The organism is Flavobacterium pectinovorum (assembly GCF_900142715.1).
Lineage (GTDB): Bacteria > Bacteroidota > Bacteroidia > Flavobacteriales > Flavobacteriaceae > Flavobacterium > Flavobacterium pectinovorum.
The window spans coordinates 65913-89472 of record NZ_FRBX01000004.1; the positions used below are offsets into that span (position 1 = coordinate 65913).

Sequence of the window (23560 nt, forward strand, 5' to 3'; positions counted from 1 at the left end):
TGGCAGATTAATTTTCACGCAAAGAATAAAAATTATAATACAATGAAATACTTTACTTTACTCTTTTTAACCGTTTATACCACTTTCGCAACAGCGCAAAACATTACTATTGTTAGTGATTCAAAATCGCCAAGAGTGCAGTTTGGAGTGGAGAAATTATCTGAAACTTTATCTCAAAAAGGATTCAAAGTAATTGCTTCTGATAAAATAAATAAAAAAGATAAAGTCATTGTTATTGGTGAAAAAGGAACTGATTTTTGGAAACAAAATGCAAAATCGGCTAAAATCGACGATAGCAAATTAAGCAAGAAAGAAGGTTTTCAAATTCGTACTCAAAAAAATATCATTTACATCGAAGGAACCGATGCTTCTGGAGCTTTGTATGGCGCAATGGAATTGGCAGATCGTATTAAAAATTCAGGTGAAATTCCGTCAGATATCAATATTGATGACAGTCCGGAAATGGTTTTAAGAGGCGCTTGTATCGGAATGCAGAAACCCGTTTACCTTCCGGGTCGTGATGTTTACGAATATCCGTATACGCCTGAAACTTTTCCTTGGTTTTACGATAAACAATTATGGGTAAAGTACTTGGATATGCTGGTAGAAAACAGGATGAACTCCTTGTATTTATGGAACGGACATCCGTTTGCCTCTTTAGTAAAATTGAAAGAATATCCGTTTGCTGTAGAAGTAAGCGATGAAGATTTCAAAAAGAACGAAGAAATCTATAAATTCCTAACCGAAGAAGCCAACAAAAGAGGCATCTGGGTAATTCAAATGTTTTATAATATTATTGTTTCTAAGCCTTTTGCAGAACATTATAACATAAAAACACAAGATCGTTCAAGACCAATTACGCCCTTACTTTCAGATTATACCAGAAAATCTATCGCTGCTTTTATCGAAAAATATCCAAATGTTGGGTTAATGGTTTGTTTGGGAGAAGCAATCAATACCGTTGATGACGATGTAGAATGGTTTACGAAAACTATTATTCCAGGTGTTCGTGATGGCTTAGAGGCTTTAGGTAAAACAGAGGAACCGCCAATTATTTTGCGTTCGCATGATACCGATGGGCCTTTGGTGATGGAAAAATCACTTCCGTTATACAAAAATCTATACACAGAAAGTAAATATACCGGAGAGTCTTTAACGACTTATACGCCGGGCGGACCTTGGGGAGAAACGCACAAACAGTTAAGCGCTTTAAAATCGATTCATATAGAAAACGTACATATTCTGGCAAACTTAGAACCTTTCAGATACGGTTCACCAGATTTTATCCAGAAAACCGTAAAAGCAATGCACAGCGTTCACGGTGCAAATGCACTGCATTTATATCCGCAGGCTTCGTATTGGGATTGGCCGTATTCTGCAGATAAAACCAAAAGAGGCGAACGTTTATTAGAAATGGATCGCGACTGGATTTGGTACAAAGCATGGGCAAGATATGCGTGGGACAGTAAAAGAGACCGAAAAGAAGAAGTTCAATTTTGGGATAAAGATCTGGCTGCGAAATACGGAACCGATTTAGAAGCAGCAAACAACATTCAAAAAGCATACGACGAATCGGGAGAAATTGCTCCAAAAACCTTAAGACGTTTCGGAATTACAGAAGGAAATCGTCAGACTTTGTTATTAGGAATGTTTGAAAGTCAATTGGTTAATCCGGCAAAATGGCGTGTTTACCCAGGTTTCCATGAATCTTGTGGCCCAGCGGGAGAATTGCTTTTAGAATATGCTAAAAAAGAATGGAACAAGGAACCGCATTCGGGCGAACTTCCAACTCAGATTATTACCGAAATTACAGAACACGGAAAATTAGCCGTTAGCGCCATTGATAAAGCAGAAGCAAAAGTCACTAAAAATAAAGAGGAATTTTTGCGTCTTAAAAACGATATGCATGCTTATAAGGCTTTCGCCGATTTCTTTTCAGAAAAAGTAAAAGCCGCCTTATTGGTGTTGAGATACAGTTATTCAAATGATATTTCAGATCTGGACAAAGCGCTTCCTCATTTGGAGAAAAGCATCGAATATTACGAAACATTAGTAAATTTAACTAAAGATAGTTATCTATACGCCAACAGCATGCAAACCGCACAACGCCGAATTCCGATTGGAGGCGATGATGGAAATAATAAAACGTGGGCAGAATTATTGCCGCATTATGAACGTGAATTGGTTAATTTTAAAAGAAATTTAGAGTTGCTAAAATCATCAAAAGATGGTAAAATTGCAACCAAAGAAGGAAAGCCGTGGCAAACTGCAGAAGTAACTTTACTAAGTGAAAACAAAGGAACGTATGCTGTAAAAAACGGTACAAAAGTGTACGGGACGCCAATTTCTGAATTGACGAAAATAGCTCCTGAATTACAAAACCTGAAAGGAATTGCATTTGAGGAAACAGCACAAAATGAGAAAGGAACACATCTGAAATTTAAAAATACAAAACCTGTAAAATTAGTTGTTGGGTATTTCAATTCAGATCAAAAGCGATTTTTGTTTCCGCCAAGTTTAGAAACAGATGCAGCCGGAAACGCTTACGGTCAGGCCGAAGTTATTTTGGCAAGCGCCATGAATCTTAAAGAATTGCCTCGTGTAAACATTCATACGTACACGTTTCAGCCGGGCGAAAACGAATTGAATTTAGGAAAAGGAAGAGTGTTGATTTTAGGATTTATAGACGCCAATCAAACCATTACGCCGCGCGACGTTGGTTATATTGATGCCGGAGAAAAAGGTGCGATTGACTGGTTGTTTTATTAATTAGAATAAGTTGGGCGTGTCCCTCCGGGTCGGGCTGTACGTTCCCGCTTTTTTTGAGGCGATGAAAAATCGCCTCAAAAAAGAGCTCCACTGCCATCCCTCACGCGAACTCTCAGTTAATTTAGACCTGACAGGTTTTTAAAACCTGTCAGGTCTAATTGAAGAAGTAAAATAACAAATAAACGAGAAATACACTTTCCTGCAAGTTTTTAAAACCTTGTAAGTATTCAAAGTCAACGTTATAAAAATTAAACCTACGAGGTTTTGGAAACCTCGCAGGATCAAAAAAGCATGAAGAAAACATTTTTTTTTATTTATTTTTTTTTAGTTTTTTGCTCTCTCCAGAGCCAGGTGAAACATGCGTCAGCGGAATTACGTAGAGAAATTTCGCTGAATTCATCTTGGGAAACTATAATCTTAAATAATCCCGTTCAGCAAGATGAAAGCTTTGTGAACAACCCCAAAATTGATTCGCAATGGCAAAACGTAAATGTGCCTCATAACTGGGATCAATATTACGGTTACCGCCGAATGAAACATGGCAATTTGCACGGGAGTGCCTGGTACCATAAAACTTTTAAAGCTGATAAAAAAGACAAAGGCAAACGCCTTTTTTTGTATTTTGAAGGAGTTGGTTCATACGCTACAGTTTGGGTAAACGGAAAAAAAGTCGGCTCCCATAAAGGAGGAAGAACCACTTTTACAATCGATATTACAAACGCCGTTTCTTTTGATGGGGAGAATAAAATAATGGTCAAAGCCGATCATCCCTCTTTTATTGCAGATCTTCCGTGGGTTTGCGGTGGCTGTTCCGGCGAATGGGGATTTTCTGAAGGTTCTCAGCCGCTTGGTATTTTCAGACCGGTTTCGTTAATTGTTACAGATGAGGTTCGTATCGAGCCTTTTGGCGTTCATATCTGGAATGATAAATCAATTTCTAAAGAAAAAGCGATTCTGCATACAACAACAGAAATTAAAAATTACGGAAAGTCAAATCGTGATTTAACGATCGAAAATATACTTTTTGATGCTGCAGGAAAACAGGTTGCTATAAGTAAAAGCGATGTCAAAACCATTTCCGGAGAAACAAAAGAAATAACACACACACTTCCGGAAATTATAAATCCAAAATTGTGGTCTCCGTCAAGCCCTTATTTATACGAGTTGGTGACTTCCATTTTCGAAAATGGAAAGAAAATAGACGAACTAAGAACGCCATACGGAATTCGTTGGGTAAGCTGGCCAATTAGCCGTGACGGAAAAGACAATCGCTTTTATATTAACGATGAACCATTATTTGTAAACGGAATTTGCGAGTACGAACACATGATTGGAAACAGTCATTCGTTTTCAAACGAACAAATTCACGCCAGAATCGAGCAGATAAAAGCAGCAGGATTTAATGCGTTTCGAGAAGCGCATCAGCCACATAACTTACTTTATCAAAAAGAACTGGACGAAAACGGAATCCTTTTTTGGAGTCAGTTTTCGGCACATATTTGGTATGATACGCCAGAATTTAAAGAGAATTTTAAAACTTTGTTACGCGAATGGATTAAAGAACGCAGAAACAGTCCGTCGGTTGTGATGTGGGGTTTGCAGAATGAAAGCACGATTCCGAAGGAATTTGCAGAAGAATGCACGAAAATTATCCGTGAAATGGATCCGTTATCAGCTTCTCAAAGAATTGTAACCACTTGCAACGGCGGTGAAGGAACAGACTGGAATGTGGTACAAAACTGGTCTGGAACTTACGGCGGTGATCCTTTAAAATACCACCTCGAAATGACAACTCAGTTATTAAACGGAGAATACGGTGCATGGCGAACAGCAGATTTACATACCGAAGGAGAATTTGATCAAAAGGGAATTTTGAGCGAAAACAGATTTTCGCAACTAATGGAAATCAAAGTTCGCGAAGCCGAATCTGTAAAAGATAAAATAGCAGGACAATTTAACTGGCTTTTTGCATCACACGAAAATCCGGGACGTTCTCAAAACGGCGAAGGATTTCGTGATATTGATAAAGTTGGACCCATAAATTACAAAGGACTTTTTACGGTTTGGGGCGAACCTCTCGATGCGTATTATATGTACCGCGCCAATTATGTTTCGAACAAAACAAATCCGATGGTTTATATTGTTTCGCATTCATGGCCAAGTCGTTGGGATTCGGCAGGTGTCAAAAACGGAATCGATATTTACTCCAATTGCGATGAGGTTGAATTGTTTAATGATGCCAATAAATTATCATTAGGGAAATTGAAAAACCCGGGAATTGGACAGCATTTTCAGTTTAATAATGTCAATATTCAATACAATGTTTTGTATGCCGTGGGTTATGTAAACGGAAAAGCGGTTGCCAAAGATTATGTGGTTTTGAATACACTTCCGAAAGCGCCAAATTTAAACGCATTATATACCGATCAGGCTGATATTACAAAATCTAAAAAAGGATACAATTATATTTACAGGGTAAATTGTGGAGGTTCTGAATTTACAGATTCATCTGGAAATACATGGTTTACCGATACACACAAAAACGGACAATATACCTGGGGATCTTTGTCATGGACAGATAAATTCGAAAAATTACCCGACTTTTATGCGAGCCAAAGAACTACTTTCGATCCAATTTCGGGTACAAAAGATCCTGAATTATTTCAAAGTTTCAGATACGGAGTTGATAAACTGAGTTACGAATTTCCTGTTGCCGATGGAGAATATTTGGTCGAATTGTATTTTACAGAACCTTGGTACGGGACCGGCGGGGGTTTAAATTGCAAAGGCTGGCGTCTGTTTGATGTTGCTATAAACGAGAATGTTGTTCTAAAAGATTTTGATATTTGGGCAGAAGCCGGACATGATAAAGCCTTAAAGAAAACCTTCTTGGTAAAAAGCAAAAACGGAAAAATTAGCATTAATTTCCCAAATGTAAAATCGGGTCAGGCGATCATTTCTGCCATTGCAATCGGAACTAAAAAGAGATTTGAAAAACCGGCAGACACATCACCAAAAAATATTCAGAATCTGGTTTTAAGTTCTTATGATAAAACGATTAACAGAGTTGCGTCCTGGCTGGGTATAAACTCTAAACAATATTCAGATTCAGATGTTGTTTTTACACAATTGCCTTCTGAAGTTTTTGGAGCAGATTATTTACAGTTTTCTTCTAAATCAAAAGTTTCGGGTTCGTTTATAGCTAAAGAAGATTCGGATGTTTATTTTTTGATTGATAATAAAATCAAAACACAATTTGCCTGGTTATCAGATTATAAAAAATCAGAAGAAATAGCAAAAAACAGCAGCAACATTGAGTTTGCTGTTTATGCTAAAAAAGTAAAAAAAGGAGAAAAAATAACATTTGATAATTCAGAAACGCTGAGTACTTTTATCGTCGTTCCAATTTATGATATGGGCGAAAAAGATGATTCACGTCAGACCTTAGTTTTAGAAGCAGAAAATGCCAAAACAACCGGAACGGATATTGTAAAAGGAAATTTCAAAAAAGCCGATTATATTGAATTCACAAAAAAGACTTCAAACAGTATTGAATTTGAAGTAAAACCCGGAGTTGCCGGAATTTATTTAATGCGTTTTAAGTTCATGAACAGAAACGAAACGCCATTAAAAGTACATTTCAAAATGGAAGATGCCTACGGAATTATGATGCGAAACGATACAATCGAATTTTTTCCTTCACCGGAAAAATGGAAAGTTTTGAATACAACTTCGGGAGGTTATATTAATGCGGGAACGTATAAAATTACGCTGGAAGGAGATGATTTGAAGGGGTTGATGTTGGATAGTTTTGAATTTCAATAACGAGGTTTTGCCACGAAGGCACAAAGGCTCGAAGGTTTAATAAAGATTGTAGAGATGCACAGCAGTGCGTCTACGTTCCAATTGTCCATCTCTACAATAAACATAACGTAACCACGATTGTCAGGCTGAGCGAAGTCAAGCCCACGCAAAGTTTTTCCTCATTTTTGTCATTTCGAGGAACGAGAAATCTCCGTAAGAAGCTCGATAAAGATTGGGGATTTACTGTTTAGAGTTACTTACGCGGGCTTCTCCCGAAGTCTCGGGACGCTCAGCCTGACAAAAAAGACAAAAGAAGATTAGAATAAAAAAACATAATTTATGATTAAACATAAAAACATTTTACAAAATACCTTAATTGCCTTAGCAATATTGCTTACCACAACATCTTTTGCCCAAGGAAAAAAAGCCAGAATTATCGAAGATTTCAATAAAAACTGGAATTTCAAATTGGGTGATTATCCATCGGCACCACAAAAAGATTTTAGTACTGCCGATTGGAGAACTTTGCAATTACCACACGATTGGAGTATTGAAGGCACTTTTGACAAAGACAGTAAAACAAAACAAGCGCAAGGATTTTTACCGGCTGGAAAAGGTTGGTATCGTAAAACGTTTACCGTTCCTGCAAGCTTTAAAAGCAAAACTATTTCGGTAGAATTTGATGGTGTTTTTAAAAACAGCGAGGTATTCATTAACGGACATTCTTTAGGAATTCGTCCTAACGGCTATATTTCATTTTCTTATGATTTGTCTCAATTTTTAAATTTTGGTCAGCCCAATATTATCGCTGTAAAAGTCGATAATGATGCACAGCCAAATTCAAGATGGTATACAGGATCTGGAATTTACAGAAACGTGCGTTTGGTTATCTCCGAAAAATTGCATGTTGCCGAATGGGGAACTTTTGTAACAACGCCGGAAATTTATAAAGAAAAAGCTTTGGTTCATTTAGAAGTTGAGGTTAAAAATGATTCGGATAGAGAAAAGGAATTTATATTGGTTTCTACCATTTTCGATAAAAATAATGATGATGTTGCCGAGGTACAAGCAACAGGAAAAATTGCAGCAAATTCATCTTCAAAAAAGATTCAGGATTTTACTTTAAAAAAGCCAAAACTATGGGATACGGAAAATCCATATTTGTATAAAATCATCACTAAAATTTATGAGAAAGGGGAATTGGCTGATAATTACGAAACACCGCTTGGAGTTCGTTTTTTTGATTTTGATGCCGAAAAAGGATTTTCATTAAACGGAAAACCAACGAAAATTTTAGGGGTTTGTCTGCATCATGATAACGGCGCTTTGGGTGCAGTTGAGAACATTCATGCATTAAAAAGAAAACTAGTTTTAATGAAAGAAATGGGCGTAAACGCCATTAGAATGTCACATAATCCGCATTCGTTAGAAATGATGCAATTGTGCGACGAAATGGGTTTTATTGTTCAGGATGAAGCTTTTGACGTTTGGAAAAAGAAAAAAGTAACCAACGATTATCATAAAGACTGGGATGCGTGGCATAAAAAAGATTTAGAAGATTTTATTAAAAGAGACCGCAATCATCCATCGGTTATGATGTGGAGCATTGGTAACGAAATCCGCGAACAATTTGATAGTACGGGAATTGCGATTACGAAAGAATTGGCAAAAATTGTAAAATCGTTAGATATAACACGTCCGGTAACTTCTGCTTTGACGGAGAATGTGATTGAGAAAAATTTTATTTATCAATCCGGTGCTTTAGATCTTTTGGGTTTTAATTACAAACACGAAGATTACAAAGATTTTCCAACTCGTTTTAAAGGACAAAAAATAATTGCTTCAGAAAGTGTTTCGGCTTTGGAAACGCGTGGCCATTATGATTTTCCTGCGGATGGAATTAAAGCCTGGCCTCCAAAACATGGCGCTCCGTTTGACGGAAATGCAGACTGGACGGTTTCGGCTTTTGATCAGGTAAAATCGTATTGGGGTGCCACACACGAAGAGAATTGGAAAACCATCAAAAAACAGGATTTCATGGCGGGAACTTTTATCTGGACGGGCTTTGATTATATCGGAGAACCTGATCCTTATCCGTATCCGGCGAGAAGTTCTTATTTCGGGATTGTAGATTTGGCCGGTTTCCCAAAAGATGTGTATTATATGTACCAAAGCGAATGGACAATAAAACCTGTTTTGCATATTTTTCCGCATTGGAATTGGGCAAAAGATCAGGAAGTTGATGTTTGGGCATACTACAATAATGCCGATGAAGTTGAATTATTCCTTAACGGAAAATCTCTTGGTAAAAAATCAAAACAAAATGACGATTTACACATTTCATGGCGTATAAAATTTGAACCTGGAACCATAAAAGCCATTTCAAGAAAAAACGGGAAAGTTGTTTTAGAAAAAGAAATTCATACTGCGGGAGATGCTGCTAAAATAGATTTATCAGCAGATAAAAAAGTGATCAAAAACGATACTTATGATTTAGTTTATGTTACGGTTTCTATTACTGATGCAGCTGGAAATCTTCTGCCAACTGCAAATGATTTAATCAATTTTGAAGTTTCTGGCGGAGGAAAATTAGTTGGCGTTGATAACGGTTATCAGGCCAATCTGGATTCTTTTAAAGCGAGTTCGTGTAAATTATTTAATGGAAAATGTATTGCGATTATTCAGTCGATTGGAAAGAGGGAAACAATAAAAATTAAAGCTTCGACTGGAAATGGGATTCCGGATGCTGTTCTTGAATTGAAAGTTGATTAAATAAAATCTTTAAATACTATAAAACTCCATTAACAATAATGGAGTTTTTTTTATCTGTAATAATTTATTTAGGTTGTCTGTTAAAAAGGGTAGTTCTACTGGCAATGTCATTAAGTTAAGCTTTAAAAAAAATAAAATTATTGCAAATCAAATCCGTTTTTATCCGCGTTTTTACGAAGTAAATCGGTTTTATCCGCGTCAAAATTAGACGCTGATTTTACTGATTCGCTAAAGCGAAAACGCTGATAAAAACGGATTTTTCTAATTACTTCTTGATTAAATTGTCAAACCCGCAGCTCGGATTAATTACTAAAATTCAGATTAATTAAGTTTTCAGTTTGTAATAAATAAATTTATATTAGCATAAGCAAACAAATTATATAAACCTGAATTTTTAACTTCAAACAGAAATAATAAAATGATTTGTACTATTTATTCACACAATGTTGGATTTGACACTATTAAAGAATTAATCCTGTCCAGCTTCCCAAAAGGTAATACTGTTATTAGTACTCAGGATGAATTTGATATCATCAATCTTGAAATAAAAGGAGGAATTCTGGGTTCTTCAAAAAAAATAAAAATTGCTTATCGCGAAAGACTTAAACCTTCTTATCAAATTCCAGAAATCAATGATTCTGATTTAACAGCAAATTTAAAGGGACTTTATGGCTATGTAGATTCATTGCCAACAGTAAATGAAAAAGTAAAAGATTTGTTTCTTCACAAAATACAAACCCTGAATTGCGAATTTTCGATTATTCAGGAAAAAGGTGAAGTAAAAGAGTTAAAAACAGCAATCGAAAATATAGCAAACGAACTTGATGCGGTTTTATTTGTTCAGCCTGATACGGCTATCAGTAAATCTAGCGGACAGCATTTTTTAGACAAGAATTTAAATCTGATCATTGACGGTGACGGAAATTGTGAAATTGATGCCTTAGATGTCAAAATCAATTCGGTTTATTTTGATGGAGATCAAAATGAACTGGAAGAAGATCAAAAAAACAGAAAAGAAAATAACGAAAAAATTCTGGAAGTAAAAGGCATAAAAATCAACAAAAATCTGCCTTGTATAGAATCTGAAGCCGAAACGACTATAAGAACACCAAAAGAAATTGCACAAAGAGTAAGTATTTTGGCCATGACAAATTTAGTGGCTTTTAATAGTATTGATCCAGACGTAGCGATTGATTATTTACAAAGTTATAATCTTTGGGATTTTGTTACAGAAAACGAAAAAGAGTTTCTGGCAGATCCAACAGATGACAAAAAAGCACAGGAAAGCTGGAAATGTGAAGGAATCTGGACTTTAATGTGGGCTTTGAAAAAGGTGGAGAACCTGGATTTTCCGGATGTGTTTTGCAATCTCGAAAATATAAGCCCCGAGGATTATCCCGTAGGTCCGGATAAAGATCCAAATGATTTTATAGATGCCATAGTTTCGACAAGATCTAAAAGTGAAATTTTAGATGCCGATGATTTGTATTACAGATACAATTGGGCTTGTGTTGACGAAAGAATTAATGGCAGACAAATCGAAGGCATAAATCCGGGAATTGTTTATGAAAGACAATATGCCTTAAATTGGCTTATAAATTATATGGATCAGGATTGGGATTCTATTAGTTGTGATACCTAAAAGCAAAATCAAAAACATAAACTAATTTGGAAACATTCAAAAATTCTGCAATTTTAGAAGAAATAGAAGTTAAGACAGATTCCTCGGTAAAGTCTTTTTTGGTTGTAGTTTTTACGGCAATCGCAGTTTTAATGATTTATAAATTGCCTAAAGAACTTCTTCAGTGGGAAAAGTTTAATCCTAATGGCATTTTTACAATTGCTTTTTTAGCGATTTCAATATTGTGTGTTTTGTCATGGTTATGGCTTTTGGATACTCAGCCAAAATTTATTATCAAGAAAGATGGTTTTTGGGTCAGAAAAACAATTCTTCCATTTTCTGCTCTTGAACTGATAAAATGGAATGATATTAAGCATGTTGAATACGATTCCGTAAAAGAAAAAAGAGGAAGATCTTTTTTCCTGGTAATTCATAGAAAAGAAAGTTCAAAAACAAATAAAATAGAACTAAGTGAAATTGATCAGCCTAAAGAAGATGTTTTAGCTGTCATTAGAAAATTCACAACAATTATGAATTATGCTGACCGAATCAAAGTAACACAATAATTTCATCTTAAATAAGAAACAATGAAACAGAATATTATCATAATAGTTTTATGCAGTATTGTTCTTTCCTTTACAATTAATGAGTTTGGATATTTGTTTATGTCTATTCCGTCTTTTGTCATTTTATCGTATAATTTATCTGATTTAATTTTAAAAATTATTCACAAAAAAGGCCAGCCTAAACGAGAACTGAATAAAAATTTTCAATACATCCTTTTTATTGGTTTAATTCCATCTGTATTTGTTTTGAGGTATTTTGAAAACACAATTGGCGGGTATAATTTGTTTTGGAAACTTGTGTTTTTGAGTTTGATTTTCAATGGTTTGTTTGTTGTGATTTTGAATAGCTACCTTAATTCTAATGATGGATCAAAGTCAAATAATATATTTTGCATTTGTCTGTGTACTTTTATGTTGATTCCCAGTGTTGGAATCTTTATAAACACCAAGATTTCTAATGAAATCGAAAAGCAGCAGACCAATATAATTAACCACAAAAAAATAAGTAAAAGTAGTAAAGGAGTAAGAAACTATGAACTTTTCATCAAAACGCAATATGACAGCAACGAACGATTGGATGTCAAAAAAGAATTGTATGAAGCGATTAGAGATGATAATGAAATAGTTTTGACTTTGCGAAAAGGAATATTGGGTTACGATTACGTTACAAAATTTGATGTGAAGTAAAACCATTCCTAATATAAAATAACAAATAACACCAACCCTTAAAACTCATTTTCCTCGGTCATATCTATAGTTTTTGGATTTAGGGTAGCTAGTTGTAAAACGATGGCAGTAACAACTACAAATAATAGAAGTACAAAAATGTGCCTCATTCCGCCATTATCAGCAGCTTTTCCTAAAAATTCGGTGATAACAGCCCCGGCCGAAATACCAACAAAATTCATAATTCCGTATCCGGTAGCCCTGTAACGAGGCGCAACAAACTGACAAAGAATAGGCATGTTGTTGGTGTCGTATATTCCAAATCCAATTCCAAAAAGGATAGCACCAAAAATAATAGCTTCTATGTCACAGCAGTAGCCAAATAAAAACAATGCCGGAATGGTAAGAAACAATCCAATAGCGCTGGTGTAAATTCTTCCTTTAAGATGTTTCATCACCCATTTATCTGAAATGGCACCACCAATTAAAACGCCAAAAAAGGAAGACATCGAAATGGTTACCGTTGCAATTGGTCCCGCTATAGACATGTCTAAATGTAAAGTTTCAGTAAATAAGGTGGGTAACCAGTTTTTGGCTGCCCAACCCGGTAAACTAGGTGCAGAGAAATAAAAGAGTAAAACCCAAAAGGAGATATTACCGAATAATATTCCCAACCCTTTGAACATTTGCCTGAATTCATAGCTGACAGATGACTTTTTTGTAGGGTCAAAAAAGTAAGTTTTCTTTTCCTGTAGAAAAAATATCAGTACTAAACTGTAAAGTACACCTAGTAAACCTACGGAGTGAAAACTGAAATGCCAGGAAAAATGCTTAGAAACAGTAGCTCCAAAACCACCCAGCGCCTGTCCTAAATAAATCCCCGTGGTATGAATTGCAATAGCAAAAGAGCGAGTTTTTTCCTGATGGTAATCTGCAATTAAGGATAATGCAGCCGGAATATAAAAAGCTTCACTAAAACCCATAATTCCACGTAAAATATAAATTTGATTGAAAGTTGTGGCATACCCCATCGCCATTGTAACCCCAGACCAAATAAAAAGACTGCCTATGATTATTCTTTTTCGGTTAAATCGATCCGCAATAATTCCGGAAACAGGGCTCATTAGAGCATATATCCAAAGGAAAATAGCCATTAAGAGACCGAAATTTTCAGCTTTAGCCAATTCAGGAATGTCATCCATCATCGCTGATTTCATAGTAGAAAGCATTTGTCGGTCTAAATAATTCAGTAAAGCTACAAACCACAACAAGCCAACAACAATCCATGGATAGGATTTTTTTTCATTCAATTTTGCAATCATTTTCTTTTTTCAAAATAATGGCCGAATATACGAATTCAAACGCAACAGGGAATAATTGTTTTTCCATCTGTGCTACATAAATTAAAAGTTTAATTGCTGTCTTATTCACAATAATCTATTCTAATACAGTAATACAAAACTCCATTAGCAATAATGGAGTTTTTGTATGCTCGTCATTTTGGCTAATGCAAACTCCAAAATGGCTAATTCTTACTTTATACTTCGGCTGATCTTTGCATTATAATTTTAAAACAATTAAAAATGCAAAAGACAATTTTTATTACAGGAGCTTCATCAGGATTAGGAAAATCAACAGCAAAATTATTTCAAAGCAAAGGCTGGCAGGTAATTGCTACAATGCGTAATCCGGAAAAGGAAACGGAATTAAATCAATTAAAAAACGTAATTCTGCTTCCGCTTGATGTTTCAAATTCGGAACAAATAAAATCTACTATCAAAAATGTTACAGAGAAATATTCGGTTGATGTTGTGCTGAACAATGCGGGTTATGGTTTAATTGGCGCTTTAGAATCTTTGAATGAGGAACAAATCGAGCGTCAAATCGAGACCAATTTGTTGGGAGTTATTAAAGTTTCTAAGGCTTTTGTATCTCACTTTCGTGAAAAGAAAAGTGGAACGTTTATTAATATAACGTCGACTTTTGGATTAATGGGTTTTCCGACTTGCTCTATTTACAGCGCTACCAAATTTGCGGTTGATGGTTTCTCTGAAAGTTTGGCTTCTGAATTAGTGCAATTCGGAATTCAGGTAAAAGTAGTCGCACCTGGCGGAATGCAAACCGATTTTACGACAAGATCTATGGATGGTGGGCAACATGAAGCGTATGAAAAACTAACAGCTGAAGTAAGTAAAGGCTATAGTGAAGAGCAAATTAGCAATTATACAAAAGCCGAAGATGTTGCCCAAATTATTTACGAAGCAGCGACCGATAATAAAACTCAATTGCGATATGTTGCCGGAAACGACGCAAACGCTTTATACGATGAGCGTTTGAAATTGGGTGCCGAAACTCAGGTGCAAAATATCAAAACAATGTTTACTTTTTAATTTCGAAATCAGATGAAAAATAAAGCAATAGAATTGACTACTTTTAAACTAAATGGTTTTACAACACAACAATTTATTGAGGCCAATGCAGAAATCGATGCATTTTTAAAACGTCAAAATGGATTTTGTTCGAGAACTATTTTCGAATTAAAAAAAGGTGTTGTTTACGATATGCTCGTTTGGGACAGCACCGAAGACGGCACAAACGCAATGCATAAATTAATGACAGAGTTGAGCGATTCGGTCGTACATGATATGATCGATCAAAGTTCTGTAAGCTGGAATATTGCGCCAGTAGAACATTTTGTAAATTTGTACAATAGTATTGCTAAAAATGAAAAATCAGCCTAAAATATTCCAGTCCATATCAGAACTGCATAAAGCGATGGGACAGCCAAAACCAATGCATCCGCTGATTAGTGTTTTGGATTATGGCAAAGCGATTTTTGACCCTAAGGATTTTGAGCAGGGAATCATTTTAGATTTTTACAAGATATCTTTTAAAACAAATTTCTCTGGAAAATTGCGATACGGATATGGTTTTTATGATTTTGAAGAAGGCGGAATGTCGTTTGTGGCACCAGGACAAATTTTAAAGATGCAGGAAGAAGAAGCGGATTATAGCGGAATGTCGCTTAATATTCACCCTGATTTTATTCGGCCTTATACTTTAAATGAAAATATTAAAAAGTATGGTTTTTTCTCGTATTCTGCTGCCGAAGCTTTGTATTTGTCAGAGAAAGAAAAGGAAACAATTCTGGCGGTTTTTGCTAATATTCAGGACGAACTCGATCAGCGAATTGACAATTTTAGTCAGGATGTAATTATCTCGCAATTAGAATTGTTGCTTAATTACAGCAATCGGTTTTACAACAGACAGTTTATTACACGAAAAGCGGTTAATAACGATGTGCTTTCGAAACTGGAAAACCTGCTCGAAGATTATTTTAATACCGAAAAACCGCTTGAAAATGGTTTACCAACGGTACAATTTGTGGCAGATGAATTGCAATTGTCATCAAGATATTTGAGCGATTTATTGCGAAGTGTTTCTGGACAAAATACGCAGCAGTTTATTCATGATAAACTGATCGAAAAAGCAAAAGAATACATTGCAAAAGGAATTTTATCGATTTCTGAAATTGCATATAAACTTGGGTTTGAACATCCACAATCGTTCAATAAATTATTCAAGAAAAAAACGAATATAAGTCCGGTTGCGTTTCAGGAATTATTCAATAAAAATTAAATTATGGCATCAATAAATTTTGAACAATTAAAAGAACGTTCTTTAAAAATAAGAGCAAAATACCGAGAATTGGAACTTACACATCACGGTAGCGAATGGACGGTTGAAGAAGATGCATTGGCTTTTTTAACCGATGCAGGTTTAGTGGGGCGCCACGTAATGTCGCAGCAAGGAAGATGGCCAAAAGCAAATACAGAAGAAGAACTAAAACATAAATTAGGAGAGTCTATTTGGTGGCTTACCGTTTTGGCAGAAAGAATGAACATTAATATTGAAGAAGCAACTCAAGAGTTTTTAACCAAAACAGAAGAATTGTTTGAGTAATACGTTTGATTGATTTTCTTTGATTTACATAAACAAAACAAAAGACTCCATTAGTAATAATGGAGTTTTTTGTTTTAATGAATTAAGATTATAAATAGTAAGATGATTTTTATTCGTATTTTAAATATTTCAAAATATCAGTTTTTGTTGCTGCATAAGCTCTTGAAAGCACAATGATTAAAGTTAGAATTAATAACACAACAAATCCTAAAATAAAAGGAATTATGCTAATGTCGATTCTAAAAGCAAAATTCTCCAGCCATTTATTCAACAAATAATAAACAGGAAACAGCGCAATTAAAAAACCAACAATACAATACAAAACATATTGTTTCGACAGTTCTTTCAACAGCACATTTGTTTCGGCGCCAAGTGTTTTTCTGATGGCGATTTCTTTCATTCGTCTTTGTATCGAATAAGAGGCAACCGCAAATAAACCAAAAAGTGCAATTAGGATTACGACGATATTCAGTAATGAAAACAAGTTCTTTTGCTTAATATAAGATTCGTAAGTTCTCGCATATTCTTTGTCAACAAAATCATATCGAAAAGGATATTCGGTATCCACTTTTGCCCATAATTTTTCAATACTTTTAATCGTAGTTTCCAGATTGTCAGATTTTACTTTTATGTAAACCCTGTTGATGTTGTGCGCCATATTAAAGGTTTTAATGTGATAGAAAACAATTGGCGGCACTTTTAATTCCGGGCTCAGTAAATTAAAATCTTTAACAATACCAATGATTTTTAATTTCTGATCGCGTATCAGAAGTTCTTTCCCAATAGGATTTTTAAGCTTCATTAAATTTAAAGCACTTTCATTTATTATAACCGAATTAACCGTATCCGAAGCTAATTTTCTATCGAAATTTCTGCCTTCTTTCATTTTAACATTCAGCATTTCAAGTAAACCATAGTCTATAGCGATACCTCTTTCTTTAAAAAGTTCATTGTTATAAAGAACGGGTGAAATCGAGTTATCAGATCCATCAAAACAAATAAGTCCGGTTGAAATTTGTTCAACACCTTTAATTTTGCCCAATTCCTGTTTTAAAGTATTGTATTTAGCAGAAATGGTTTGTTCTGCATTTTCAGATGTATATTCTGCCAACGGAATATTTAATGGAATTGTAAGAACCTGATCACCTTTAAAACCGAGATCTTTATTCTGTAAATATTGAATTTGCTGATAAACGATATGAGAACCAATTATAAAAAAGGCCGCAATTGCAAATTGAAAAATAAGCATTCCGTTGCGAAGCCAGATTCCGTTTTTGCTTCTTTCGAAATTTCCTTTCAGAACTTTAAAAGTTTCGAAATTGGACACATAAATGGCCGGAAATAATCCTGCTGTCAAAATTGTAATGATAAAAATCAATATCAATTGTATGTAAAACTGACTGGCAAGAAGTGCAATGTTTTTGTTTAAAAAGTTGTTGTAATACGGCAAAGTCAGTTCTACAATTACTAATGCCAGTAAAATAGAAAAACTCGTGGTTAAAACCGTTTCAAAAAGAAATTGTACAATAATATTACTTTTAGATGCACCCGAAATTTTGCGTATTCCAACTTCTTTAGCACGCTTTACGGCATTTGCAGTTGCGAGATTGATGTAATTAACAATCGATAAAGTGAGAATTAAAACGGATAACCCCATCATGATCATTAAAAACTGATAATTTCCCCGTGTTTCAGGATATCCGTCTGCAATCGAATGTAATCTGGCTTTTGACAATGGCTCAAGAACAACGTTAAAATAACCTACTTTTTTAGCCATCTCTTTGGGAGTAAAACCTGCTTCTTTGGAAAGTCGCGTAATAAAATCGTGGTTGTAAATTCTTTCGAGTTTCTTTCTTGTAAGATCAACTTTTGACGGGTCTTTTACTTTTAATAATAACTTTAAAATAAACGGATTTATGTGTCCGGAAGTTGTCAGTTCCTTCATTTTATTGATGATGGCATTTGGCGCAATCGAAGAATTGCCGGGAATATGATACACCGCCCGCACTGAAAACAACTGGTCAAAGCATTTTATTTGTTTTCCAATGGGATTTTCATTTCCAAAAATTCTTTTAGCCGTAATATCTGAAATAGCAATGCTGGAATCATCTTTTATGGCTGAAATCGCATCGCCCTGAATAATTTTGAAAGGAAAAAAAGAAAAGAAATTTTGTTCGACATTGATAATTTTATCTACAAATTCCTTTTTTCCGTTATAAATAATTTTATCCTTTTGATACCAACTGTCCGCATACATTATAGTTTCGATATTTGGATCTTCATCCAACGCAGGTTTCAGGAATAAGGCACAATCTGACCATGCCGGCATATCGCTTAGTTGAATCAAAACCTGATAAACATTGTCTTTTTCAGGATTCCAGTCGTTGTAATTTTGTTCGTCGTTCCAATAAAGCAACGCGAAAATTAATCCGGATATACCAATTGACAATCCTAACATGTTTAAGAATGAGAAAAGCTTGTTGTGCTTTAATCGGTAAATAAATATATTGATATAGTTTAGTATCATTTATTCGTATTTTAAATATTTCAGGATATCAACTTTTGTTACTTGGTATGCTTTTGCCAAAACAACGGCAAGTGTCAGGAATAGTAAAGACACAAAGGCAAGAATAAAAGGTAAAATTGGAATGTCGATGCGAAAGGCAAAATCTTCGAGCCAGTTTTTTAATAAAATATAAGCTGGAATAATTCCGATTAAAAATCCGATAATGCAGAAAGCCACATATTGTTTAGAAAGTTCTTTCAGTAAAATATTGGTGTCAGCGCCAAGGGTTTTTCTAATAGCGATTTCTTTAAATCTTCTTTCCATAGAAAACGATGCCAAGGCAAACAATCCGAAAACGGCAATTAGAATTACAACCACATTCAACAGAGCAAATAAATTTCTTTGGTCTTCATACTTTTTGTAAGTTTTGGCGAAATTTTTATCCACAAAATTGTATTCGAAAGGATATTCTGAATCCACTTTTTTAGACCAAAAATTCTTTAGTGAAGCAATAGTTTTCTGAATGTCTTTTGGCGAAAGCTTTACAGAAACGTATTCTATATTGCCTTGCGTCCATTTCTGAGTATTTATATGAAATAAAATCATGGGATTAATTTCATTGTCTAAACCAGAATAATGGAAGTTTTTAACGATTCCCACAACTTTATATTTTTCGCCATTCCAGCCGATTATTTTATCCAAAGGATTTTTTTCCTGCAAAGTTTTGGCTGCTACTTCATTCAGTAAAACATTAGAAATAGTATCGGATGCCAGTTTATCCGTGAGCGATCTTCCTTTTATAACTTTTATTCCCAACATTTCCAGCATTCCAAAATCAAACCCGATTTGCTGAATTACTGTCACTTTATTGTTATAAAATAAACCCCCTCTTGAAATTTCGTTTTCTCCAATAGAAAATGCTCCGGCAGAAACGGCTTCGACACCGTTAATTTTTTGTATTTCCTGTTGGATGCTTTTGTATTGCTCAAATTTACCTTTGCCTTTTTGTTCCCTAAAAGCGATATTCATGATTTGAGATCCTTTAAAACCTAAATCTTTTTCTACCATAAAATTGACCTGTTGGTAGACGATAAAAGAACCGATAATAAAAAAAGCAGCAATCGAAAATTGTATAACAAGCATGCTGTTTCTAATCCATATCCCGCTTTTACTGCGGGAAAAATTTCCTTTTAAAACATTTAAAACTGCAAAATTTGAAATGTAAACTGCCGGAAAGACTCCACAAACAAAAATCACGACGATGAAGATTAAAACGAGCTGTAGGTAAAATTGTGATCCGGCCAGAATTAATTCTTTGTTTAAAAATTGATTGTAAAAAGGCAAAGAAATTTCGACGATTACAAGTGCCAATAATATAGCAAATAAGGTAATCAATGCAGCTTCAAATACAAACTGAAACACAATTTGCAATTTTGTAGCGCCAATAATTTTTCTGATGCCTACTTCTTTTGCGCGTTTTATGGCATTCGCCGTGGCTAAGTTGATATAGTTTACAATCGATAATATTAAAATTAAAATAGACAGCGCCATTAATATTTGTAAAAACTGAAGGTTTCCTGTCCCTTCCGGAAACGGATAATTTCCTTTATAAAGCCTTGAGTTTTCAAACGGAAGTAATTTAACTTTGAAGGGTTCACCGAACTTTTTTATAAAAGCTTCAAGGGTCATTCCTTCTTTTCTTGCCTGCCTTTTGTAGTTTTTTTCGATAAACAATTGTTCCATACTTTTAATGACAAGTCCTGCATCGTTTTTCTTTTTTAGTTTTAAGATTAAACCAAAATTAAAACCCCAATGGTCTTTAAGATGTTCCAGGTCTTCTTCAATAATGTTCGTAACTGCATTCGGCATTACAACTGATTTTCCGGGTATTCGATAAACACCGCGAACAACAAATAATTTGTCAGCATATTTTACTTGTTTGCCAACGGGGTTTTCATTCTTAAATAAACGAAAGGCTGTTTCTTCAGAAAAAACAATGCTTTGCGGATCGTGAAGTGCACTTTTTGCATCACCGTATTTGAATTCAAATGGAAAAAAAGAAAAGAAACTCTTTTGGGCCGAAAATAGTTTATCGACTAACTCTATTTTTCCATTGTATTGTATTGTTTCTTTTGTGTAATAAGTATTGAAATAACAATAATTTTCTAAATACGGAGTGGTTGATTTTATAGCCGGTGCAGGAATAGCAGAGTTTGCAGCCATGATATTACCTTCTCCCAAATCATTCATCACGATAAATGTTTTATCATTTGAAGCATTCCATTTATCATAAGAATGTTCATCGTTCCAATACAAAATCGCAAAAATTAAGGCCGCAATTCCAATACTTAAGCCCAGAATATTCAAAGCTGTAAAAAGCTTATTGTTTTTAATGTGGTATATAAATATGTTTATCCAGTTAAGTATCATAGTTTTAGTTGTAGCGTTAAGAATAAAAAGAAGAAAATTGTCTTTTTTTATTCATATTTCAGATATCTCAAAACATCAATTTTAGTCACCTGATACGCTTTTGCCAAAACAATGGTTAAGGTCAAAAACATCAAACAAACAAATGCAGCAAAAAATGGAAGCAAAGGAATATCGATTCTAAAGGCAAAATTCTCCAGCCATTTTTGCAATAAAAGGTAAGCCGGCAGTATTCCGATTAGAAATCCAATAATGCAGAAAATCACATATTGTTTGGATAATCCTTTCAGTAAAGTATTGGTTTCCGCACCAAGCGTTTTTCTGATGGCAATTTCCCGTAATCTTCTTTCCATAGAAAAAGAAGCCAAAGCAAACAGTCCGAAAACGGCAATTAGGATTACTACAATGTTTAATAAAGCAAATAAATCTCTTTGGTTTTCATATTTTTTATACGATCTGGCAAAGTTTTTATCTACAAAAGCATATTCAAACGGATATTCGGAATCGACTTTTGTTTTCCAGAACTTTCCAATATTATCAATGGTTTGAGGCATATCATTTGATGAAATTTTGACTGAGATTGTATGCATTTCACTTTGACTCCATGATTGTGCTTTAATGTGATAGAAAATCATTGGACCAATTTTATTTTCAAGACCAAAAAAATTAAAGTCTTTTACAATCCCGACAACTTTATAATTGCCATCCTGCCAATTTATGATCTTGTTTAACGGGTCTTTTTCCATTAATGTTTTTGCTGCAGTTTCATTTAATAAAACATTTGAAATGGTGTCTGAAGAAATCTCTTCTCTTAAATCACGTCCTTTTATCACTTGAATACCCAGAAGCTTCAGTATTCCAAAATCAATACCCATTTGCTGCGTTATAACTTCCTGGTGTGTTTTGTAGTGTAAACCAGCCCATGAATTTTCTATACCTCCAATAGAAAATGATGCGGCAGAAACAGCTTCGACACCGGTAATTTTTTGAAGTTCCTGTTGAATTGCCTTATATCTTTCAAACTGTCCTTTTCCTTTTTTAGACTTAAATGAAATGTCTATAACCTGCGCTCCTTTAAAGCCCAAATCTTTTTCGGCCATAAAATTTACCTGTTGATATACGATAAAAGAACCAATGATAAAAAATGTGGCAATAGCAAATTGTAATACGAGCATTCCGTTACGAAGCCATATACCGCTTTTGCTTCTCGAAAAGTTTCCTTTTAAAACTTTCAGCACTTCAAAATTTGAGATGTAGATGGCAGGAATAACACCAGAAACAAAAACAACAAGAATGAAAACTAATACTAATTGAACATAGAATTGATTTCCTAAAAGAATAAGATTTTTGTTTAATAAAGCGTTGTAAAAAGGTAATGAAAGTTCTACAATTACCAATGCAATCAATACAGAAAACAGCGTAATTAATATAGTTTCAAATACAAATTGCATAATGATTTGCAATTTTGAGGCGCCAACAATTTTTCGTACCCCAACTTCTTTCGCACGTTTTACAGCATTTGCAGTTGCCAGATTAATGTAATTGGCAATCGATAATAACAAAATAAGTATGGATAAACCTATCAATATTCGCAAAAAAATCACATTGGCACTTCCTTCCGCAAACGGGGTGTTTCCGTTATATAGTCTTGCACTTGTAAGCGGTAACAACTGTGCTTTAATAGGTTCTCCGTATCTTTTTATGAACGACTCAAGATCTAAACCTTCTGCCTTTGCCTGTTTTTTATAGTTTTCTTCAAGAAAGATTTGATCCAGTTTTTTAATGACAGCGGTTGTATCTCTTGCATTTTTTAGCTTAAGCATTAATCCGTAATTCAACCCCCAGCTTTCTCTGTTTTTTTCTAAATCATCTTCTATTACCGTTGTAACTGCAGATGGCATCACCGAAGATTTTTCGTTTAATCGATATACTCCACGAACCACGAAAATTCGTTCAGCATATCTGACTTGTTTCCCCATCGGATTTTCGTCTTTAAACAGACGTGAAGCTGTTTCTTCAGAAAGAGCAATGCTGTTGCGATCGTGAATAGCGCTTTTTGCATTACCACGGATAAATTCAAAAGGGAAAAAAGAAAAGAAACTGCTTTGTGCCGTTAAAATCTTATCAACTAATTCTGTTTTTCCGTGATATTGTATCGTTTGCTTCGAGTAATTGGTTCTAAAATAGCAATATTCATCTAAGTAAGATGTGGTCGATTTTAAAATAGGAGCAGGAATTGCAGAAGATACAGCCCAGATATTACCTCCGCCAAGATTATTCATAACCGAATAGATTTTATCTTTTTCGGGATTCCACTGATCGTATGAGTGTTCATCATTCCAATACAAAATTGCAAAAATCAATCCTGCAATTCCAATACTCAAACCCAAAACATTCAAAGCTGTAAAAAGCTTATTGTTCTTGATGTGGTATATAAATATGTTTGTCCAGTTTTTTAGCATTATT

General features: G+C 34.6%; 14 protein-coding genes. 10 read left to right on the forward strand and 4 right to left on the reverse strand.

Annotated features, from left to right (window positions below; genetic code table 11):
• The first annotated feature begins 42 nt into the window (after positions 1-42).
• The 6 genes from BUE22_RS13920 (at position 43) to BUE22_RS13945 (ending at position 12219) form a co-directional block, all read left to right on the forward strand.
• Complete coding sequence (locus BUE22_RS13920) at positions 43-2769, forward strand: alpha-d-galacturonidase (protein ID WP_073395566.1); 2727 nt, start codon at positions 43-45, stop codon at positions 2767-2769.
• 291 nt (positions 2770-3060) lie between these two features.
• Entirely contained in the window at positions 3061-6594 is a 3534-nt protein-coding gene (locus BUE22_RS13925) for a malectin domain-containing carbohydrate-binding protein (RefSeq protein ID WP_073395569.1), read from the forward strand.
• A 318-nt stretch (positions 6595-6912) separates the two neighbouring features.
• Complete coding sequence (locus tag BUE22_RS13930; protein WP_073395572.1) at positions 6913-9345, forward strand: glycoside hydrolase family 2 TIM barrel-domain containing protein; 2433 nt, start codon at positions 6913-6915, stop codon at positions 9343-9345.
• A gap of 418 nt (positions 9346-9763) precedes the next feature.
• Positions 9764-10987: a DUF4272 domain-containing protein gene (locus BUE22_RS13935; RefSeq protein WP_073395575.1), complete on the forward strand. Its 1224-nt coding sequence runs from the start codon at positions 9764-9766 to the stop codon at positions 10985-10987.
• Positions 10988-11013: 26 nt separating this feature from the next.
• The gene (locus BUE22_RS13940; protein WP_073395577.1) at positions 11014-11532 is read left to right on the forward strand and encodes a hypothetical protein; all 519 of its coding nucleotides are present in this window, start codon (positions 11014-11016) and stop codon (positions 11530-11532) included.
• 21 nt (positions 11533-11553) lie between these two features.
• On the forward strand, positions 11554-12219 hold the full coding sequence (locus BUE22_RS13945) for a hypothetical protein (protein WP_124020473.1): 666 nt from the start codon (positions 11554-11556) through the stop codon (positions 12217-12219).
• Positions 12220-12257: 38 nt separating this feature from the next.
• On the opposite strand, the gene BUE22_RS13950 is transcribed toward BUE22_RS13945, so the two are convergent.
• Complete coding sequence (locus BUE22_RS13950; RefSeq protein WP_073395583.1) at positions 12258-13520, reverse strand: MFS transporter; 1263 nt, start codon at positions 13518-13520, stop codon at positions 12258-12260.
• A gap of 261 nt (positions 13521-13781) precedes the next feature.
• Here BUE22_RS13950 and BUE22_RS13955 point away from each other — a divergent pair, with 261 nt between their 5' ends.
• Genes BUE22_RS13955 through BUE22_RS13970 form a run of 4 tightly spaced genes read left to right on the forward strand, consistent with a single transcriptional unit; the run spans position 13782 to position 16161 of the window.
• The gene (locus tag BUE22_RS13955) at positions 13782-14588 is read left to right on the forward strand and encodes an SDR family oxidoreductase (protein WP_073395585.1); all 807 of its coding nucleotides are present in this window, start codon (positions 13782-13784) and stop codon (positions 14586-14588) included.
• A 12-nt stretch (positions 14589-14600) separates the two neighbouring features.
• Entirely contained in the window at positions 14601-14939 is a 339-nt protein-coding gene (locus tag BUE22_RS13960) for a hypothetical protein (protein WP_073395588.1), read from the forward strand.
• Positions 14923-15837 (forward strand): helix-turn-helix domain-containing protein, encoded by a 915-nt coding sequence (locus tag BUE22_RS13965; protein WP_073395591.1) that lies wholly within the window; start codon positions 14923-14925, stop codon positions 15835-15837. Before BUE22_RS13960 ends, BUE22_RS13965 begins: the two co-directional genes overlap by 17 nt.
• Positions 15838-15840: 3 nt before the next feature.
• On the forward strand, positions 15841-16161 hold the full coding sequence (locus BUE22_RS13970; RefSeq protein WP_042565784.1) for a MazG-like protein: 321 nt from the start codon (positions 15841-15843) through the stop codon (positions 16159-16161).
• Between the two features lie 109 nt (positions 16162-16270).
• Here the strand turns inward: BUE22_RS13970 and BUE22_RS13975 are convergent, their stop codons facing one another.
• Genes BUE22_RS13975 through BUE22_RS13985 form a run of 3 tightly spaced genes read right to left on the reverse strand, consistent with a single transcriptional unit; the run spans position 16271 to position 23556 of the window.
• Positions 16271-18688, reverse strand: a complete 2418-nt coding sequence (locus BUE22_RS13975) for an ABC transporter permease (protein ID WP_073395594.1) — start codon at positions 18686-18688, stop codon at positions 16271-16273.
• Positions 18689-21097, reverse strand: coding sequence for an ABC transporter permease (locus tag BUE22_RS13980; protein WP_073395597.1), 2409 nt, complete (start codon positions 21095-21097; stop codon positions 18689-18691).
• Positions 21098-21144: 47 nt separating this feature from the next.
• Complete coding sequence (locus BUE22_RS13985) at positions 21145-23556, reverse strand: ABC transporter permease (protein WP_073395600.1); 2412 nt, start codon at positions 23554-23556, stop codon at positions 21145-21147.
• Positions 23557-23560: the final 4 nt, after the last annotated feature.

Excerpts from the sequence above, each read along its gene's own strand:
- BUE22_RS13950 (WP_073395583.1), bottom strand. The coding sequence starts at position 13,520 with ATGATTGCAAAATTGAATGAAAAAAAATCCTATCCATGGATTGTTGTT.
- BUE22_RS13980 (WP_073395597.1), bottom strand. The coding sequence starts at position 21,097 with ATGATACTTAACTGGATAAACATATTTATATACCACATTAAAAACAAT.
- BUE22_RS13975 (WP_073395594.1), bottom strand. The coding sequence starts at position 18,688 with ATGATACTAAACTATATCAATATATTTATTTACCGATTAAAGCACAAC.
- BUE22_RS13960 (WP_073395588.1), top strand. The coding sequence starts at position 14,601 with ATGAAAAATAAAGCAATAGAATTGACTACTTTTAAACTAAATGGTTTT.
- BUE22_RS13945 (WP_124020473.1), top strand. The coding sequence starts at position 11,554 with ATGAAACAGAATATTATCATAATAGTTTTATGCAGTATTGTTCTTTCC.
- BUE22_RS13955 (WP_073395585.1), top strand. The coding sequence starts at position 13,782 with ATGCAAAAGACAATTTTTATTACAGGAGCTTCATCAGGATTAGGAAAA.
- BUE22_RS13925 (WP_073395569.1), top strand. The coding sequence starts at position 3,061 with ATGAAGAAAACATTTTTTTTTATTTATTTTTTTTTAGTTTTTTGCTCT.
- BUE22_RS13970 (WP_042565784.1), top strand. The coding sequence starts at position 15,841 with ATGGCATCAATAAATTTTGAACAATTAAAAGAACGTTCTTTAAAAATA.
- BUE22_RS13985 (WP_073395600.1), bottom strand. The coding sequence starts at position 23,556 with ATGCTAAAAAACTGGACAAACATATTTATATACCACATCAAGAACAAT.
- BUE22_RS13920 (WP_073395566.1), top strand. The coding sequence starts at position 43 with ATGAAATACTTTACTTTACTCTTTTTAACCGTTTATACCACTTTCGCA.
- BUE22_RS13935 (WP_073395575.1), top strand. The coding sequence starts at position 9,764 with ATGATTTGTACTATTTATTCACACAATGTTGGATTTGACACTATTAAA.
- BUE22_RS13930 (WP_073395572.1), top strand. The coding sequence starts at position 6,913 with ATGATTAAACATAAAAACATTTTACAAAATACCTTAATTGCCTTAGCA.
- BUE22_RS13965 (WP_073395591.1), top strand. The coding sequence starts at position 14,923 with ATGAAAAATCAGCCTAAAATATTCCAGTCCATATCAGAACTGCATAAA.